Origin of the sequence: Ectothiorhodospira marina (genome assembly GCF_900109495.1) — a bacterium.
GTDB lineage: Bacteria > Pseudomonadota > Gammaproteobacteria > Ectothiorhodospirales > Ectothiorhodospiraceae > Ectothiorhodospira > Ectothiorhodospira marina.
In genome coordinates this window covers 67,587-85,380 of sequence record NZ_FOAA01000015.1, presented here as the reverse complement: position 1 = coordinate 85,380, position 17,794 = coordinate 67,587, and the positions used below count along the sequence as shown (strand labels likewise).

Genomic DNA, 17,794 nt, shown 5'->3' with positions numbered 1-17,794 from the left:
ACACGGGCCCTCCCCCGCACAGCGGATGCCATCATCCCGGGGCTCGGAGGCCACCGGGGTGTGGCCCATGTCACCCTCCAGATCCCACAGGGCGGAGCCCCCGCTTGACTGAGCATGCCCCACCGTCCCCTCCAGTGCGGAGAGGTCGGCCTGGGCCGTCCCCAGGGTGGAGAGCATCAAGAACAGCAGACACCCAGACAGCGCATGGCCTCTGGCGGTGAGAACTTCCGGGATGGTCATGGCGACTCCTCAGAAAGCAACGCTGGCGACGCCTTTCATCATCCCCCCTGGGTGGGTTGCTGACCAGTCGTCAGTGTGTCAACCATGCTTTGGAGTCGTGTCAACCGTGGTGTAGACTTGCTGACAAATCAGTCATTTGAGTAGGCGATGTTGCTGGCAAAAAACGATTGGTGGGTGGCCGGTTGCACCGCTTCGTACGTGGCCTGGCTGACGGCATTCCCCATGTCGGGGGCGCTTTTGGGTGAAGCCGACCTGATGCTCTGGTTCCTCATCCCGCACACTCTGGGCCTGCTGGCGTTGGGTTATGCGGCCAGGCGCCTGCCCCCTACCCTTGTCAAGAGGCTGTGCCGTGCGGGCGTGGTCATCACCAGCTTGCTGACAATGATATCGCCGCTGATACCCGATATGGTGGCGGCACTCTGGATGGTCGTGCTGGGACTGGGCGCTGTCCCGGTCTCGCTGAGGATTGGCCAGTACCTCAAAGGGGCCGCACAACCCGTCACCACGGCGGTTGCCACCCTGGCGGGCGGTAATCTTCTGGCCCTGGCGCTGATCGCATCGCCACTGACCGGCCCCATGAAACTGATGCTCCTGGCGGTGTGGTTGCTCAGCCTGTTCCCTCGGCGCGAGGGGGCTGAGGCTCCTGGCACTGGGGATGCCACACCACTGGGGCTACTGCTGCGCTATCTTCCCTTCGTGCTGCTATTCCAGGTGGTGAGCGGACTCATGTATGGGGGGCTCCTGCCCGCCTACGGCCAGGTGGCCCTCCTCCCGGGAACGGAGGTCCTGTTCTATGGGGTGGGGGCCATCCTGGGACTCCGGCTGGTGGGGCATTATCAGCCCACCGTCACCATGCTGACCGCCGTACTGGGCGCACTGGTCGCATTTGCACTCTGGCAGATTTCTCCCCATGCCATGGGCATCCATGGCGCCATGTTTGCCATGATGATCGCCGCCGGCCTGGTGGACCTGTTCCTGCTTTCCCGAATCCTCATGCACGATCCGGTGAGTACGGCCTACGGCTATGGCGTGGGTACCCTCTGCGGGGGAATCGTCCTGGGCAAATGGCTGGCCATGAGCGTAGGCGGGGCTGCGGAAATACTGATCTTCATCGCGCTGATCATCTTGAATCTGGCTGCCCTGTTGCTGCACATGCCGTTCAAGACCCGGGAAGCGGAATCATCGGCTCCAAGTGATCCCCCGGAAACCGCACCACCGCCAATCATCCCGCCAGGGATCGCACAACGCCTGTCGGAACAGGAACAGCATGTACTGGAGCAGGTCATGGATGACAAGACCTATCGGGAAATCGCCACCCACCTCGCCATTTCCGAATCCTCGGTAAAGACCTACATGCACCGGATCTATCTGAAGACCGGTGCATGCCGGCGTCACCAACTGATGGAGATGGTCCGTCAGTCCGGTATCACTGATTCAGACCCTCCAGCAACGGAGCCAGGTCATTTCCGTTGACCCATATCTGCCCCAGACTGTCCGCCTGAATGTGGTACTGATGGATGCTGCCAGGGTCATCCGATTCGGGCGTCTCCGCCAGCATCTTGAGCATCACCACCATGGCATTGATCTGCTGACGCTCATCTTCGCTCGCCGTAGCCAGCAAAGGCTCTGCCAGGGCATCCAGATGATGGATGCTCACATCCCATTCTCCCGATACCCGGTTTGGCCCGGTCTCATCCGCCTGCTGTGCCCTGCCCTGACCGCTGACACGGATCTGCCCCTCCGGAAACTCAATGGCAAGCTCGGGAATATCCAGGCGCGACGCGTTATTCACCAACTGTTCCAGTAGGACCCCCATCGGATCCAGTCGCCCCGTCCGCAGCCCTTCGACCACGTCCGCATCGGCCAGGAAGCCCGATGGTAAACCGTCGGCCTTCACGACCAGAGCCACCCCACCCGGAAATAACTCATGGGGGAATGAGGGCATGGCAGCAGCAAACGGCGCGACCCCGCCGTGGGCATAGTCCAGATGCAGGCTGGGTGCGGGCCCGTCCAGTTCCTCCAGGCCCAGGTTCAGATGGAAGTTCTTCACATCGCCGCTGTCCAGGATCTCGCCTTCGCCGTCCATGAACACGCCCCGAGCATCATCCAGACTCATGGTCAGAGCCAGCCCGCCGAGGATTTCTCGGGCCATGCCCAGCACCACATCCTCTTCAACCTCGCCGGTCATCATGGATTGCATGCCCAGATGCAGCAGCGCCTTGGGGGACACCCCTTCCAGACGCCCTTCCATGGCCGCCGAGCCCGCCTTGAATTGCACCCGCTCGTGCCGATTGCCGTCTTCGAAGGCCCAGCCTTTCACCGACATACCGGCCCACAGATCCCGATGCAGTTCATCATTGGCTGAGGGCACGAAACCGGTCTGGGCACGCCCCCCGGAGAGACGGAAGGATTGATGGTCTTCCGGACCACTGATGAGAAGCTCCGACAATTCAAATGCCGATTCGAATCCACCCATCGCCTTCAGGGTATCAGCCAGCAGTTCTGCCGGATCCTGCTCCATCAATCGCTCGGGGGTGGCGGTGTGTTCGCTCAGCGTCGCGAGGGCGGCCAGGTCCATCCCCTGGTAATCCACCCTGAATGCCAACCGGCCCAACGTCACCATCGACTGATCTGTCATGCTGACCATGTCCAGACCCTTGATTTCCATTGCCAGGGGGCCGCTGAACAGGCCTGCTCCCGAGTCCTGAAGATCAAGCATCACGTCCATGCCATCCACGGCAATGCGGCGGGGGGATTCCGCATCGAATCGACGGCCATGATCTTGCGGGTGGTCCACCTCGGCATCCGGGGATGGACCGTAACCCACGGTCATGGCGGAAGGCCCCATCGTGAAGCGGGTTTCCAGCATCACGCCCAGATCATCCGCCCACAGACCCTCCAGGCGGGGGGCAGAGAGATCCAGTCGGGCCAGGCGTTCCCCCTCCTCAGTCACCACCGATGCCTCTGACGGCAGGCTCACCTGGAAGGGGATGCGTTCATCCTCAAACGGCCCCACCGTGACGGCCACGCCATCCAGGGGTATCCAGGAATCGTCATAACCCTCCCTGGGCCAGGGGACCCTCACGGCCACGGAAGCCAGGCGGGTCTGGAAACGTCCATCGCCCAACGGCACCAGTTCCGGCGGGGCATCAAACGCCAGTGGCCCCTGCAGCGCTTCAAGCCGCTGGTTCCACTGAGCCCACCATTGCTCCACGGGTTCAGGCAATACGAGCGCATCGGCCGGTGCCTCCTGGAGACCCGGACGATCATCCTCCCGGGTGGCGAATCGTTGACGCTCCCCGGACTCGGTCTCCAGCACCACCTCACCCTGGCCCCGGAAAGGGGTCTGATCCGTCAGGGTCACCGTGTCTCCGGGACTCAAGGGCGCCCAGTCCAGGTAATCCCGATCCTCCAGCAGGGCCAGCAGGCCCTCCAGCATGCCGGGATCCACGTTCAGATCACCGGAACGGGCCCTTGTCAGCAGGTCGCGCACCTCTGCCGGGCCGGCGGAGAACAGGTCCACCCCCTGCCCACGCAGCTCCAGGGCGAGACGGGAATACGCCTCGGGGAGTCGACCGAAGGCCCTCAGGGCCCGGACGGTCACCTGCTCCCGGGATTCCATGGAGATCAGTTCCGGCGGGCCCGATGCCCATTCCAGATCCCCCTCCAACTCCAGGACCTGGTAACGACCCTGGGTGATTTCTTGCGTGGACGCCAGTCCTGCCGCCAGTAGAAGACCCGCAGCCAATGAACCCGTCCAACCCGCCCTGATCCCGACCATATGAACCCCCTCGCATCATCAATGCCTCTCGTCCGGCGGATCGAAAGGCCCCTCAGGTTCCCATGGTTCGCTTTTCAAAGGGATTGCTCAAGTCGTCTGACTGTCAACCATGGGGAGCGCGGCATCAACAGCTCGCGGCTACGGTGCAAGCCGCGTCTCCCTGGGGATCGCTCCCGGTCAGTTTCAGGTCGTAACGTGCCTGGAGCAACGCGAAAACATTCGGTGAGACAAAGGCCGGCGGATTCGGCCCCAGGGTGATGCCCTTCACATTCAGGCTCAGCAGAGTGAGAAATACCGCCACGGCCTTTTGCTCGAACCAGCTGATCACCAGGCTCAGGGGCAGTTCATTCACCTCGCACTCAAATGCCTCGGCCAGGGCGATGGCCACGCGGATGGCCCCATAGGCATCGTTGCATTGCCCCATATCCAGCAGACGGGGGAATCCCAGGTGCTCGCCGTATTCGTGGTCGCGGATGCGGTACTTGCCGCAGCCCAGGGTGAGGATGAAGCTGTCGTCGGGCGTGGCGGCAGCGAAATCGCTGAAGTAGTTGCGACCCTTGGCCGCGCCGTCGCAACCACCGATGACGAAGAACCGACTGATCTTGCCGGCCTTGACGGCCTCCACCAGGGTTTCGGCATGGGACAGCAGCACGCTGTGGTGGAAGCCCACGGTGGATTCGCCCTTGGGCTGGTCGACACAGGACTCACAACGACGTGCCGCCTCGATCACGACAGAGAAGTCCTCGTCGGTGATCCGCTGCCCCTGAGGTACTGCGGTGGCACGCGTGGTGAACAGGCGGTCGCGGTAGCTCTCCGGCGGGATGAGCACGCAGTTGGTGGTGGCCAGCACGGGTCCCGGGAACTGCTCGAACTCCCGCTTCTGCATCTGCCAGGCACCACCGAAATGACCGGCCAGGTTCGGGTGGTTGTGCAGCTTGGGGTACATGTGGGCCGGCAGCATTTCCCCGTGGGTGTAGACATTGATATCCGTCCCCTCCACCTGCTTGAGCAGATCCCACAGGTCCAGCAGGTCGTGCCCGGTCACCAGGATACCCGGGCCCGCTTGGGTGCCTTCCTTCACGGTCGCGGGTGCGGGCTGACCGAAGGTCTCCACATGCCCACGGTCCAGCATCTCCATCACCTTCAGATTCACCTGCCCGCAGCGCAGGCACAGCTCCAGCAGGGACTCCATGTCGAAGTTCACATTGGTCATGGTGGCGAACAGGGCCTCCTCCATGAACGCGGCCACCTCGGGATCGGACTGCCCCAGCCGGCGCGCATGATGCGCGTAGGCCGCCATGCCCTTGAGGCCATACAGCAGCAATTCCTGCAGGGAGTGCATGTCCTCATCCTTGCCACAGGTCCCGGGGGAGGTCACGCAGGCGGTCTGCCGGAAGGTCTGTTCACATTGATTGCAGTTCATGGCGGTACTCCAGGGGATAGGCGTGAGGGGCGCAGTATCCGGAGTAGGACGCCAGACCCTCCTTGATCGGGATCAAGGCGTACCTGGGGGTAAGGGGGCGTCCCCTTACCTGGCACGCCCCCTTGGGCTAATCTTTATCCATGGACGAGCACACCGTCTTTCTGCCACGCGCCGAGGCCAACCGCCTCCTGGAGGCCCTCGCGGGGTCTGGCTTTGGCCGTATCCTGGGCCCCGTGGCCCGGGACGGAACCCTGCTGTTCCAACCGATAAAGGACTGGGACGATCTGCCGGTGGGTGTGCGCGACGTGCAACAGCCGGGTAGCTACCGCCTGCAACAGCAGGATGACCCCCGCTGTTTCGCCTGGGCCAACGGCCCCCAGGCCCTCAAGCCCCTGACATTCACGCCTCGGGAGATCATCTGGCGGGCACAGCGATCGCCCGACGGGGCGCTGTCGTTTCAAGCCGCCCAGGATGATCCCGAGCCCACGGCGGTGATCGGCGTACGCGCCTGCGATTTGGCCGCCCTGGACCTGCAGGAACGGCATTTCATGCACGGGCGGTTTCCCGACCCCTGGTTTCGAAAGCGCCGGGAGGCGCTGTTTCTGGTGGGCGTGTCATGCGCCCACCCGGCCGAGACCTGTTTCTGTGCCTCCACCAGCGATGGTCCGGCCATCACCCGGGGCCATGATCTGGGCATGGCCGAGCTGGACGAGGGGTATCTGCTCTGGGCCGGCACCCAGGCCGGGAAGACACTGCTGGAGCGTCTCGACCTGGATGAGGCGACCGCCTCACAGCGGCGCGCGGTGGAGAGGGAAATCCACCAGGCCACCGTGACCCAGAAACGCACCCTCCCCGGCCGTCATCTCAAGCAGGCCCTGTATGAGCGGCTGCAGGCCGGGCACTGGGCGGACGTGGGCGAGCGCTGCCTGTCCTGCGGCAACTGCACGGCGGTGTGCCCCACCTGCTTTTGTCACATGGAAATGGACGAACCGGCCCTCAACGGGCAGAGCTCCGAACACCTGCGCCAATGGAGTTCCTGCTTCAACGCCGAGCACAGCTTCATGGGGCATTTCATCGTGCGCTCCGACACCCGGCTGCGTTATCGCCAGTGGCTCACCCACAAGCTGGGCAGCTGGCACGAGCAGTACGGTCGCAGCGGCTGCGTGGGCTGTGGGCGCTGCATCACCTGGTGCCCGGTGGGCATCGACATCACCGCCGAGGCCCATGCCCTGCTGCAGGAGACCCCCGATGCGTGAGCCCACGGACCTGCCCTGGGAGGCCCGCATCACCAGCCGCGTGCAGGAAACCCGCGACATCTTCTCCCTCAAGCTGGAACTGGTGGACCCCGGTATCCGCGCTGCCTACCGCTCCTATCCGGGGCAGTACAACATGCTCTACCTGTTCGGCGTGGGCGAGGTGCCCATCTCCATCGTCTCCGACCCGGATGACGACGACCCGCTGGAGCACACCATCCGTGCCGTGGGCCGGGTCACCCACGGGCTTGAGCGCCTGCGGGTGGGCGACACCCTGGGCCTGCGCGGACCCTATGGCCGGGGCTGGCCGCTGCAGGCGGCCCAGGGTCGCAACGTGGTGGTCATCAGCGGTGGGCTGGGCTGTGCACCGGTGGTCTCCATGATCCGCTACATGCTGCGCCGGCGCGATGACTACGGGCAGATCACCATCCTGCAGGGGGTGAAACACAGCCACGATCTGATCTGGCGACGCCAGTACCAGGCGTGGGAGAAGATCCGGGATGTCCAGGTGCTGCTGGCGGCCGACCAGGGCGGCCCCCAATGGCCCTTCAGCGTGGGCAATGTCACGGTGCTGATGGAGCGCGCCAACATCCCGCCCGAGGATACGGTGGCCGTGCTCTGCGGACCCGAGCCCATGATGAAGGCCGCCATACCCCGGCTACTGGCGCAGGGCGTGGACCCCTTCCACATCTGGCTGAGCATTGAGCGCAACATGCAGTGTGGCATCGGCCATTGTGGCCATTGTCAGGTGGGGCCCCATTTCATCTGCCAGGATGGCCCCGTGTTCCGCTACCCGGACATCGCCGACTGGATCGACCGGGAGGGCTTTTGATGAAACCCAGGGTCTCGGTTCACAAGTTCAGTTCCTGCGACGGCTGTCAGCTGGCCTTCATCAATGCCGGCCCGGCCCTGCTGGAACTGGCCGAATTGGTGGACATCGTGCATTTCGCCGAGGCCGGCCCCATGGACCCGGACGCCCCGGTAGACATCGCCTTCGTGGAAGGCAGCATCTCCACACAGGAGGAGGCGGTGCGCATCCGGCGGGTGCGGGAGAGTGCCCGTTATCTGATCAGCATCGGCGCCTGCGCCACCGCCGGCGGGCTGCAGGCCCTGCGCAACTTCAATGCCCAGGGCGTGGGTGACTGGACCCGGGCCATCTATGCCCGGCCCGAATTCATCGAGAGCCTGGATACGGCCAGCGCCATCTCCGCCCAGGTGAAGGTGGACCTGGAACTGTGGGGCTGCCCGGTGAATGCCCAGCAGGTGTTCACCGCCATCCGCCGACTGCTGTTCGGCGCCCTGCCGTTCGTGGACAACGAGAAGGTCTGTCAGGCCTGCAAGCGCCAGGGCATCGTCTGTGTCCTGGTGACCCGGGGCACACCCTGTCTGGGGCCGGTCACCCGTACCGGCTGCGGGGCCATCTGCCCCGCCTTCGGACGTGACTGCTATGGCTGCTTCGGGCCGGCGGAAAACCCCAACACCGCACCGCTGGCCCGGCGCTTTCAGGGGCTGGGGCTGATGCCCGAGGACATCGCCCGGCGCTTTCACTTCATCAACAGCCAGGCCCCGGGGTTTCTCGAGGAAGGCCTGGACTGGGATCAGGGCACCCCATGAGTCAGGACGCACCCCACAAGCGGGACATCCGTATTGAGGTCCCGGTGCTGGCCCGGGTGGAGGGCGAAGGCGCCCTGGAACTCAAGGCCCGGGACGGCCGCATCGAGGCGCTGCGCCTGCGGATCTTTGAACCTCCCCGGTATTTCGAGAAATTCCTGGAGGGGCGCAGCTGGCGCGAGGTGCCCGACACCGTGGCCCGCATCTGCGGCATCTGCCCGGTGGCCTACCAGATGAGCGCCGTGCAGGCCCTGGAACAGGCCTTTGGCCTGGAGTCCTCCGAGTGGGTGCTGCAAAACCGGCGCCTGATGTACTGCGGTGAGTGGATTCAGAGCCATGCCCTGCATGTGCACCTGCTGGCCCTGCCCGACTTTCTGGGCTATGACAATGCCATCGCCATGGCCAAGGACCACCCCGAGGCGGTACACCGGGGGCTGGCCCTGCAGAAGCTGGGCAATGATCTGATCCGTTTCCTGGGGGGGCGTTCGGTGCATCCGGTGGGGGTGCGGGTGGGTGGCTTCCATCACGCCCCGTCGCTGGAGGATGCCCGGGCCCTGGGGAATCGGCTGGAAGCGGCCCTGGACGACGCCGAGGCCCTGGTGGGCTTCACCGCCGGGCTGGATCTGCCCGTGGACGAGCAGAGCTTCACCAATGTGGCCCTGCGGCATAATGATGACTACCCCATGTATGCCGGGCGTATCGTCTCCGATCAAGGGCTGGACATATCGGCGGATGACTATGCGGATCATTTCGTGGAGAGCCACGTACCCCATTCCACGGCGCTGTATTCTCACCTGGATGGGCAGCCCTATCTGGTGGGTCCGCTGGCCCGGCTGAACCTGAACCTGGATCGCCTCTCGCCCCGTACCCGGGCAGCGCTGGATGCCACCGGGCTTACCTGGCCCAGCCGGAACATGTTCCACTCCCTGGTCGCCCGCGCCGTGGAATTGCTGGAGGCCCTGCAGGAGGCCCGCCGTCTTCTGGAGGCCTATGCCCCCACGGACACGCCTTATGCTCAGGTGGAACCCCGGGCCGGAGAAGGCTTCGGTGCCACCGAGGCCCCCCGGGGAATCCTATGGCATCACTACCGCGTGGACGATGAGGGCAAGGTGCTCACCGCCCGCATCGTGCCCCCCACCTCCCAGAACCAGGCCCGCATGGAGGAGGATCTGCGCCAGTCGCTGGAGGCCTTTGGATTGCACCACGACGATGACGCCCTGAGGCTGCGGGGGGAGATGGTGATCCGTAACTATGATCCGTGCATCTCCTGTGCAACGCATTTCCTGAAGGTGCGAGTGGATCGGGGAGAAGAGTAAGGATGGGGGTACTGGTCATCGGCATCGGCTCCCCCTTTGGTGAGGACACCCTGGGATGGGAAGCCGTTGAGGCCCTGCCTCCCGTTTCCGGCGTGAGCACACTCACCCTGGACCGCCCCGGTGCCGGTCTGATCGAGGCCATGAAGGAGCAGCACACCGTCATCCTGGTGGATGCCATGGATGCCGGCGGACCACCAGGCACGGTACATGTCCTGTCCATGGACGACCTGATCCACCCGGACACCACCGTCTCCAGTCACAGCCTGGGCGTCGTGGGCGCACTGGCCCTGGGCAAGGCCATGGGGGTCCTGCCCCCAACCGTACACATCATCGGCATCCAGATGGGATCCACTCCCATGCCCGATGAGATCAGAAAAAGCGCCCTGGCCCAGATTCACCAGCAGATCAGGGATTGGATCGAGTAACCAGAACCGGCCGAACTGGCCGTTTGGTGCACCCGTAAGGAGACATCAGTGCCCACCGTTCGAAGAGAAGGACCCTACCGGTTTTACTGGTACAGCCATGAACCCGGAGAACCTCCGCATATTCACGTGGACCGTGACGACTGCTCGGCGAAGTTCTGGCTGAGTCCCGTTGGCCTGTCCAGAAACATGGGCTTTACATCACGCGAATTACGCAGGATCAGGGGTATTGTAGAATCTCACCAGATCACGTTTCTGGAGGCCTGGCATGGGTACTTTGGCACTTAACGCGGATGAGCGTGTGGAGTCGATCGACTTCACCGACGAATTTCTGGTGGTCGCACTGAAGGATGGCCGCCGGATTTCCGTGCCCTTGGAATGGTATCCCCGCTTGGCCAGGGCTTCCCGGGGGCAGCTATTGAACTGGCAGATTTGCGGCGGTGGTTACGGGATGCACTGGCCCGAACTTGACGAGGACTTGAGTACCGAAGGGCTCCTCCGGGGCGCGCCAGCACCTCAAGGGTGAGCCGAGGGGACGGATTGAGCGTCCGCCCCCCACACCGATTTCAACTGGCGATGCCGTGCTCCCGTGTGGCGCTGAACTCGATTTCAGGCCATTTTTCCTGAGCCATCTGCAGATTCACGCGCGTCGGGGCGATGTAGACCAGATCGCCGCCGTGGTCGATGGCCAGGTTGCTGGAGGCCTTGTCCTTGAACTGCTCCAGCTTGCGCTCATCCTCGGACGTGACCCAGCGGGCGGTCTGCACGTTCACGTTCTCGAAACCGGCGTCCACGTTGTATTCGTTCTTCAGGCGGTGGGCCACCACATCGAACTGCAGCACCCCCACGGCCCCCAGGATCAGGTCATTATTGTTCAGCGGTTTGAACAACTGGGTGGCCCCCTCCTCGCAGAGCTGCTGCAAGCCCTTCTGCAACTGCTTCATCTTCAGCGGATCGCGCAGCTGGGCGCGCCGGAACAGCTCCGGGGCGAAGTTGGGAATGCCCGTGAAGGCCAGCTTTTCACCTTCCGTAAAGGTGTCACCGATGCGGATGGTGCCATGGTTGTGGATGCCGATGATGTCCCCGGGGAAAGCCTCCTCGGCGTGTTCCCGATCCGAGGCCAGAAACGTCAGGGCATCGGCGATGCGCACATCCTTGCCAATGCGCACATGGTGCAGCTTGCTGCCCTTCTTGAAGCTGCCGGAGCAGATGCGCATGAAGGCGATGCGATCCCGGTGCTGGGGATCCATGTTCGCCTGGATCTTGAACACAAACCCGGAGAACTTTTCCTCTTCCGGCAACACCTCCCGGGAGTCCGTGGCGCGCGGGCGCGGCGGCGGGGCGTATGCCACGAAGTCATCCAGCAATTCCTGCAGGCCGAAATTGTTGATGGCCGAACCGAAGAACACCGGCGTGAGACGCCCCTCCAGGTAGGCCTGCAGATCGAACTCGTTGGAGGCCCCCATCACCAGCTCCAGTTCCTCACGCAACTCCTTGGCCTGGCCACCGAGCACCTCGTCCAGGCGCGGATTGTCCAGACCCTTGATCACCTCGCCGGCGTTCATCTTGCCGCCATGGGTGGGCGAGAACAGATTCACCTCATCCCGCTTGAGGTGATACACCCCCTTGAAGCGCTTGCCCATGCCGATGGGCCAGGTGATGGGCGCGCAGGGGATCTTGAGCACGTCCTCCACCTCATCCATGAGCTCGATGGGCTCGCGACCCTCCCGGTCCAGCTTGTTGATGAAGGTCATGATGGGGGTGTCCCGCAGGCGGCACACCTCCATGAGCTTGATGGTGCGCTCCTCCACACCCTTGGCCACGTCGATGACCATCAGTGCCGAGTCCACGGCGGTCAGCGTGCGATAGGTATCCTCGGAGAAGTCCTGGTGACCCGGGGTGTCCAGCAGGTTGACGATGCGCTCCTTGTAGGGGAACTGCATCACCGAGGAGGTCACGGAGATGCCGCGCTGTTTTTCCAGTTCCATCCAGTCGGAGGTGGCGTGGCGATCCGACTTGCGGCCCTTCACGGTACCGGCCAGCTGGATGGCACCCCCATAGAGCAGCAGCTTTTCGGTGACGGTGGTCTTACCGGCATCCGGGTGGGAGATGATGGCGAAGGTGCGCCGGCGGGCGGTTTCTGTGGTGTGTCTGGACGGCATGAGTGAGGATCGACCTGGGTAAAACCCTGCATTGTACGGGATGTGGGAGGGGGACTGTAATGGGTGAGTGGTTGCCAGGTGATCGTGCCCTCCGCCCCCCTCATCCCCGCCCTTCTCCCCGTTGGGGAGAAGGGAGTTCAGAGCCCCTCTCCCCTCCGGGGAGAGGGGTTGGGGTGAGGGGTATGACGCCCCCGCCGCTCCCGCCACGCCTCACGCTCATCCGGTGTCATCTCCCGCCAACGCGCCTTCAAACGCTCCCGCTTCTCATCCGGCAGGTCCCGATAGCGCTCCCAGCGCTGCCGCAGCTCCTGACGCTCCTCGGGACTCAGGGAGCGCAGATGCCGGGCGTGGGACTTCACTCGTTCACGTTCCTCCGGCGACATGGCCTGCCAGCGCTCCAGCCTGCGGGACAGGTCCGCCCGCTCGTCCGCGTCCATCCCCTTCCAGCGCTCGGCCATGTGCAACAGGTGGGCACGGCGCCGTTCAGGCAGACCGTTCCAGTCATCGGCCAAGGGTTCGAGCACCGCCTGCTGGTCGCGGCTGAGTTCGGACCAGGGCGGCGCTTCCGGCCGTGGATCTGCGGCCAGATGCGTGGCCGGCCAGGCCAGACACAGAAACAGGCATGGGATGATCCAGATGGGTCGCATCACCGCCCCTCCTCCATGGCCCAGAGCACAAAGGCCGGGTCATCCAGATCCGCCACCCAAAAAGGATCTTCACTCTCCATGAGCCACTCCACATCCTCCATCTCCGCCAAGGCCAACGGCAGCGGTTCGTGCCCCCTGTCCGGCTCCAGGGCGAACCACACCGCCACCGTGAGCATGAGTGAAGCCGCCAGGGCCAGCCCACCCGCGGGGAACCAGCGAGAGGGCACAGGGTGCCGGGACGAGGACAGCGCCTGGCGACGGGCATGACGCAGGCGGGCCTGCTCGGAACCGGTCAATGTGGCCTGATCGTCCAGTGTATGGCGCACCCGCTCCAGCAGTGCGGCAGAATCATCAACCACTGCCCGGGAGTTTTTTTCCGGGGCGCGGTGCGCGGGGGAATGCCGTTCGGGGCTCATCGGTAGGCCTCCAGATGTCCCTGCAGGCTTTGCAGGGCTCGATACAAATGGGTCTTCACACTCCCTTCACTGATACCCAGCGCCGCAGCGGTGGCAGAGGTGTCCAGTCCCTCCCAGTGACGCAGCAGAAAGGCCTGCTGCTGTCGCAGGGGCAAGGCGCGCAGGGCAGATTCCAGATCCTGAGCAAACCGCCCATCGGCCAGGGCCTGGTCAGGCCCTGGAGTGAATGAATCCGGCAAGGTATTCAGGGGATCCTCCCGGTCTTCATCATCCGACCAGCCCAGCACTGCCAGCACCCGCTGACGTACCCGGCGACGCCGGTAGGTATCACGGATGCGGCTTTGCAGAATCCGCCAGAACAGCGGCCCCCAGGCCTCCGGCGGCCGGTCCCGGTAGCGGTCGATCAACGCCACCATGGCATCCTGCACCAGGTCCAGGGCGGCCTCCTGGTCGCCCAGGGCCAGGGCAGCCATGCGCACGGCCCGGTTCTGCACCCCTTCAAGGAATGCCTCCAGGGTCACGGGCACCGGGAAGGCATCCTTGCCATCCGCGCATTTCGGCTCGGGGACCGATGCGGACACCGTCCCCTCATCCACAGGCCAGGCTTCCAGGGGCGTGGACATCATGCCTCCGCATCAACCGCGTTGCTGCTGGAACCATTCACGGCGCGCTTCGGGATCCATGTCCCGGAGTCTTTCGCGCATCTCACGGCGTTCCTCAGGGCTTTTGGCCTCCCAGGCAGCGCGGCGCTCCTGCTTGCGTTCACGCAGGGCCTGGCGTTCATCCTCGTCCATATCATTCCAGGCCTGACGGCGTTCCTGCATCGTTTCGCGCAGGGCCTGGCGATCAGGATCGTCCATCTCCCGCCAGGCCTTGCGATGCTCGCTACGCCGTTCACGCAAGGCCTGGCGTTCCTCATCGCTCATATCGGCCCAGGCCTGGCGACGTTCCTCCCGTTGCTCACGCAGGGCCTGGCGCTGTTCCTGGTCCAGATTCTGGCGGGACTCGGCCCTGCCCTTGTCGCCCCACGGTGCGCCTCGTTCGACACATGGCCGATCGCTGCCCGTTGGCTGGGCTGAGGCGACAGCCACCCCCCCCAGGGCCAGTGACAGGGCCACCGCCCCGGCAAGCAGGGAACGGGGCAGGTTGAGGCGGGATTGTTGCGTCGGCTTACGGTTCATGACATGTCTCCCCATGGAGTCTTTCCGGTGTGTTCACGGGGTAATACGCACCAGGGCGGATTGCGTTGACACGGGAATGCACGCCACTGGACAGGCCTGAAGTGCGCCGCTCACGGGGCGAATTGTATCGCCCCCACACCCCCTGTAAACTCGGACACCCGCCATGAAAGGATCCTTGGCTGCCCACGGGCCATGCCCAAGCGATGGTCTCTGCCCATGCCGTGTCCGCGCGGCCTGCACATTGTTGGCGATGCCTCAAGACGACGCCCAGACCCACCCTGCCCTGAAACGCGCCCAACGCGCCGTTCAGGAAGGCGATTTCGCACAGGCCGAGGAACTGCTCAAACAGGGCGAGGTGACCCTGGCCCAATTGGTCCAGACCCTCAGCGTGTATGAATCAGAATTGGAAATCCAGAACGCCGAACTGCGCGAATCCCAGTTCCTGACTCAACGGTTGCTGGAAAACTACGCCGCCTTCTTTGGTGGTCTGCCCATGGCCTCGCTGGTGGTGGATCAAGGCGGCATGATCCTGGAGGCCAATCAGGAGGCAGCCAGGGCGTTCAAACTGGATGTGAGCCACTTGCGGCGGCAGCGGCTGTGCAGCCTGGTGGACCGGGAACACGAGAACGTCGTCCAGAAGGCCCTGCGCCAGGCCGCGCTCGAGGGACAGGCCCGAGTGGCAGAGATCCGCTTTACGGGCAGTCCCGAGCAACGAGACCGTTTCCCGGGTGAATTGCATGTGGCGCGACTGCCGGGCAGGGACGGTCGCGATCTGGAGTTTGCCTGCGCCCTGGTGGACCTCACCGAGCGGGTGCGTCATGAGGAGGAGTTGCGCACCGCCCATGAGCAACTGCGCGAGAGTGAACGGTGCTACCGGATTGCAGCCCAGCATTCGCCGGACTGGGACTACTGGTATGGGGCCGATGGCCGCTATGTCTACGTATCCCCTGGCTGTGAAGACATCAGTGGGCATCCCCCGGAAGCCTTCCTGCGTGATCCGAACATGATGGACACACTTTTCACTCCGGAGGATACGCAGCGCTGGCGCAAGCACCTCGACGAAGTGGCCCATCAGCAAAGTGATCTGCCCCACATGGCCCTGGAGTTCGCGGTGCATCGGCCCGATGGAGCGATTCGCTGGATCGAACACCAGTGTCAGCCGGTCATGGACAACGACGGCACCTACCTGGGTCGGCGCGGCGTCAATCGCGATATCACCGAGCGCAAGCTGGCCCAGTCACGCCTGGAGCAGATCTTCCGCCTGTATGCGACCCGCACCCAGGTGAATCAATGCATCAACCGCATCGATGATGAGTGGCGCCTGCTGCATCGCACGGCCTGCATCGTCGTGGAACAGGGCGGGCTGGATGCCTGCGCCATCAGCCTGCGCCACCGCGGTGATGCCCAGCTGAAAAAACCCGTGGTCCACGGACTGAGTGAAGAACAGGCCCAGGGGCTGCCTCTGCAACAGACCTGGGAGATGCTCCGGGGCAACCCCTGGGAATGCCTGAACGATCGCCCTCTGCTGTGCAAGGACTGCCAGTCACCCGATACGCCCGAGGCCTGGCGGGCGTGGTCGGCTGGAACCGGCATCCGTACCTGCGTCCATTTTGTGCTGTTCCGGGGCGACGAACTGCTGGGCCTGGCCAGCTTCATGGGGCGCGACAAGGGCCTGTTCACCGCGGATGTACTGCAATCACTGCGGGGCATCGTCGAGGACATCTCTCACGCCCTCCACCAGATGGAACGGGAACGCAAGCGCCGCGCCATCGAGGCCGCAGCCCAGGAACGCGAGGCCAGAACACTGGCCTTCACACAGGCCATCATCGACTCATTGCGCTCCAGCATCTGCGTGCTGGATCACGAGGGCAGGATCATTGCCGTGAATGGTGCCTGGGATGACTTTGGCCGCCACCATGAAGGCGCCCAGGACCCGGTGGGACAGGGCATCAACTATCTTTCCCTGTGTGGCGCAGTTCAGGGCAAGGCGGCCCGGGAGGCGCAACGGATCGCGGAAGGAATCCGCCAGGTGCTGCGTGGCGAGGCCCAGCACTTCGAGGATGAGTATCAGATGGAGGGTGCGGCCTTCCTGGTGCTGGCCAACCCCCTGGATGGTGGGCCGGCATCCAGCCGGCAGTTGGTGGTCAGCCACAAGGACATCAGCGACCGCAAGCAGGCAGAGGAAGACCTGCGCCGGGCCAAGGAGCAGGCCGAGCGGGCCAGCCAGGCCAAGTCGGAGTTTCTCTCCAACATGAGCCATGAGTTGCGCACACCCATGAACGCCGTGCTGGGATTTGCCCAGTTGTTGGAAACCGACCCTACCCTGGACGAGCTCCAGACGGACAGTGTGCGCGAGATCCTCAAGGGCGGTCGCCACCTGCTGGATCTCATCAATGAGGTGCTGGACCTGTCCAGCGTGGAGGCCGGTCGGGTGGAGCTCTCCATTGAGGACATTCCGCTGCAAGAGTTGGTGAGCGAATGCCTCATGCTGGTCACCCCCCTGGCCGACGCTCGACAGATCCGCATCGACCCGGGACAGCACACGGACCAGGTGGCCCTGGCCGACCGGATGCGCCTCAAGCAGGTGATGATCAATCTGCTTTCCAACGCCATCAAGTACAACCGGGATGGCGGCGATGTGCGCCTGGATATCCGCGGCGATGAGGAGGAGGACTGGCTGCGCATCAGCGTGACCGATACTGGCAAGGGCATCCCCCCGGACAAGCTGGACCAACTCTTCCAGCCCTTCACCCGCTTGGAAGGCTGTACCGACGGCGTGGAGGGGACAGGCATCGGGCTGGCCATCAGTCGTCGGCTGATCGAGGTCATGGGGGGAGAGATCGGCGTGGACAGCCAGCCTGGGGAAGGCAGCACCTTCTGGGTGCGCTTGCCCCAGGGTGTTCAGGAGTCCGTGGAGGTGAGCCGCATGGAAACACAGAGCCAACCCGGATCAAAGGAGGATGCAACCCGAACCCACACCGTCCTGCATATCGACGACAATCCGGCCAACCTGCGCCTGGTGGCGCAGATCCTCACCCGGCGCCCCCACCTGCGTCTGCTCAGCGCACCCAACCCGGGCCTGGGCCTGGAATTGGCTGCTGCCCACACACCCAACCTGATCCTGCTGGACATCAACATGCCAGAACTGGACGGCTATCAGGTACTCAAGCGGCTACGCGCCAACCCGGCCACCGCTGCCATCCCGATCATGGCCCTGACAGCCTTCGCCACCGAACGGGATGTGGAGCGTGGCATCAGCGTCGGCTTTGATGAATACCTGACCAAGCCCCTGGACGTGGAGCATTTTCTGAACGTGCTGGATACGCGACTGCGCCAGTGAAC

Annotated in this window: 17 protein-coding genes; 9 read left to right on the top strand and 8 right to left on the bottom strand. The window is 64.1% G+C overall.

Features of this window, described 5'->3' with window-relative positions; genetic code table 11:
* Positions 1-240: hypothetical protein (locus BMY52_RS12425; RefSeq protein WP_143050476.1), on the bottom strand; the 240-nt coding region annotated here is incomplete at its 3' end.
* A gap of 147 nt (positions 241-387) precedes the next feature.
* Between BMY52_RS12425 and BMY52_RS12420 the strand changes: the two genes are divergently transcribed.
* Positions 388-1,713 (top strand): helix-turn-helix transcriptional regulator, encoded by a 1,326-nt coding sequence (locus tag BMY52_RS12420; RefSeq protein ID WP_090254883.1) that lies wholly within the window; start codon positions 388-390, stop codon positions 1,711-1,713.
* Here the strand turns inward: BMY52_RS12420 and BMY52_RS12415 are convergent.
* Positions 1,667-3,988: a hypothetical protein gene (locus BMY52_RS12415; RefSeq protein WP_143050475.1), complete on the bottom strand. Its 2,322-nt coding sequence runs from the start codon at positions 3,986-3,988 to the stop codon at positions 1,667-1,669. The two genes, BMY52_RS12420 and BMY52_RS12415, sit on opposite strands and share 47 nt — an antisense overlap.
* Positions 3,989-4,145: 157 nt before the next feature.
* A complete protein-coding gene (gene hcp / locus BMY52_RS12410; protein WP_090254879.1) occupies positions 4,146-5,444 on the bottom strand; it encodes a hydroxylamine reductase in 1,299 nt (432 codons plus the stop codon).
* A gap of 140 nt (positions 5,445-5,584) precedes the next feature.
* On the opposite strand from hcp, the gene BMY52_RS12405 reads away from it, so the two are divergent.
* From BMY52_RS12405 to BMY52_RS12375, 7 genes are read left to right on the top strand one after another with little or no spacing between them, the layout of a single operon-like run.
* Complete coding sequence (locus BMY52_RS12405; protein WP_090254876.1) at positions 5,585-6,700, top strand: 4Fe-4S dicluster domain-containing protein; 1,116 nt, start codon at positions 5,585-5,587, stop codon at positions 6,698-6,700.
* A complete protein-coding gene (locus tag BMY52_RS12400; protein ID WP_090254873.1) occupies positions 6,693-7,529 on the top strand; it encodes an FAD/NAD(P)-binding protein in 837 nt (278 codons plus the stop codon). Before BMY52_RS12405 ends, BMY52_RS12400 begins: the two co-directional genes overlap by 8 nt.
* A complete protein-coding gene (locus BMY52_RS12395) occupies positions 7,529-8,311 on the top strand; it encodes an NADH-quinone oxidoreductase subunit B family protein (protein WP_090254871.1) in 783 nt (260 codons plus the stop codon). Before BMY52_RS12400 ends, BMY52_RS12395 begins: the two co-directional genes overlap by 1 nt.
* On the top strand, positions 8,308-9,624 hold the full coding sequence (locus tag BMY52_RS12390; protein WP_090254869.1) for a Ni/Fe hydrogenase subunit alpha: 1,317 nt from the start codon (positions 8,308-8,310) through the stop codon (positions 9,622-9,624). Before BMY52_RS12395 ends, BMY52_RS12390 begins: the two co-directional genes overlap by 4 nt.
* 2 nt (positions 9,625-9,626) lie before the next feature.
* The gene (locus BMY52_RS12385) at positions 9,627-10,049 is read left to right on the top strand and encodes a hydrogenase maturation protease (protein WP_090254867.1); all 423 of its coding nucleotides are present in this window, start codon (positions 9,627-9,629) and stop codon (positions 10,047-10,049) included.
* Between the two features lie 48 nt (positions 10,050-10,097).
* Positions 10,098-10,334 (top strand): DUF4160 domain-containing protein, encoded by a 237-nt coding sequence (locus tag BMY52_RS12380; protein ID WP_090254865.1) that lies wholly within the window; start codon positions 10,098-10,100, stop codon positions 10,332-10,334.
* A complete protein-coding gene (locus tag BMY52_RS12375) occupies positions 10,315-10,572 on the top strand; it encodes a DUF2442 domain-containing protein (protein ID WP_090254863.1) in 258 nt (85 codons plus the stop codon). The genes BMY52_RS12380 and BMY52_RS12375 overlap by 20 nt, the downstream gene beginning before the upstream one ends.
* A 40-nt stretch (positions 10,573-10,612) precedes the next feature.
* Here the strand turns inward: BMY52_RS12375 and BMY52_RS12370 are convergent, their stop codons facing one another.
* From BMY52_RS12370 to BMY52_RS12350, 5 genes are all read right to left on the bottom strand, one after another.
* Entirely contained in the window at positions 10,613-12,208 is a 1,596-nt protein-coding gene (locus BMY52_RS12370; protein ID WP_090254861.1) for a peptide chain release factor 3, read from the bottom strand.
* Between the two features lie 137 nt (positions 12,209-12,345).
* Positions 12,346-12,855, bottom strand: coding sequence for a DUF3106 domain-containing protein (locus BMY52_RS12365; protein ID WP_090254860.1), 510 nt, complete (start codon positions 12,853-12,855; stop codon positions 12,346-12,348).
* Positions 12,855-13,271, bottom strand: coding sequence for a hypothetical protein (locus BMY52_RS12360; protein WP_090254858.1), 417 nt, complete (start codon positions 13,269-13,271; stop codon positions 12,855-12,857). The genes BMY52_RS12365 and BMY52_RS12360 overlap by 1 nt, the downstream gene beginning before the upstream one ends.
* Positions 13,268-13,894 (bottom strand): RNA polymerase sigma factor, encoded by a 627-nt coding sequence (locus BMY52_RS12355; RefSeq protein WP_090254897.1) that lies wholly within the window; start codon positions 13,892-13,894, stop codon positions 13,268-13,270. Before BMY52_RS12355 ends, BMY52_RS12360 begins: the two co-directional genes overlap by 4 nt.
* 12 nt (positions 13,895-13,906) lie before the next feature.
* Positions 13,907-14,452, bottom strand: coding sequence for a type 2 periplasmic-binding domain-containing protein (locus tag BMY52_RS12350; RefSeq protein WP_090254856.1), 546 nt, complete (start codon positions 14,450-14,452; stop codon positions 13,907-13,909).
* A 250-nt stretch (positions 14,453-14,702) separates the two neighbouring features.
* On the opposite strand from BMY52_RS12350, the gene BMY52_RS12345 reads away from it, so the two are divergent.
* On the top strand, positions 14,703-17,792 hold the full coding sequence (locus tag BMY52_RS12345; RefSeq protein ID WP_177169956.1) for an ATP-binding protein: 3,090 nt from the start codon (positions 14,703-14,705) through the stop codon (positions 17,790-17,792).
* Positions 17,793-17,794: the final 2 nt, after the last annotated feature.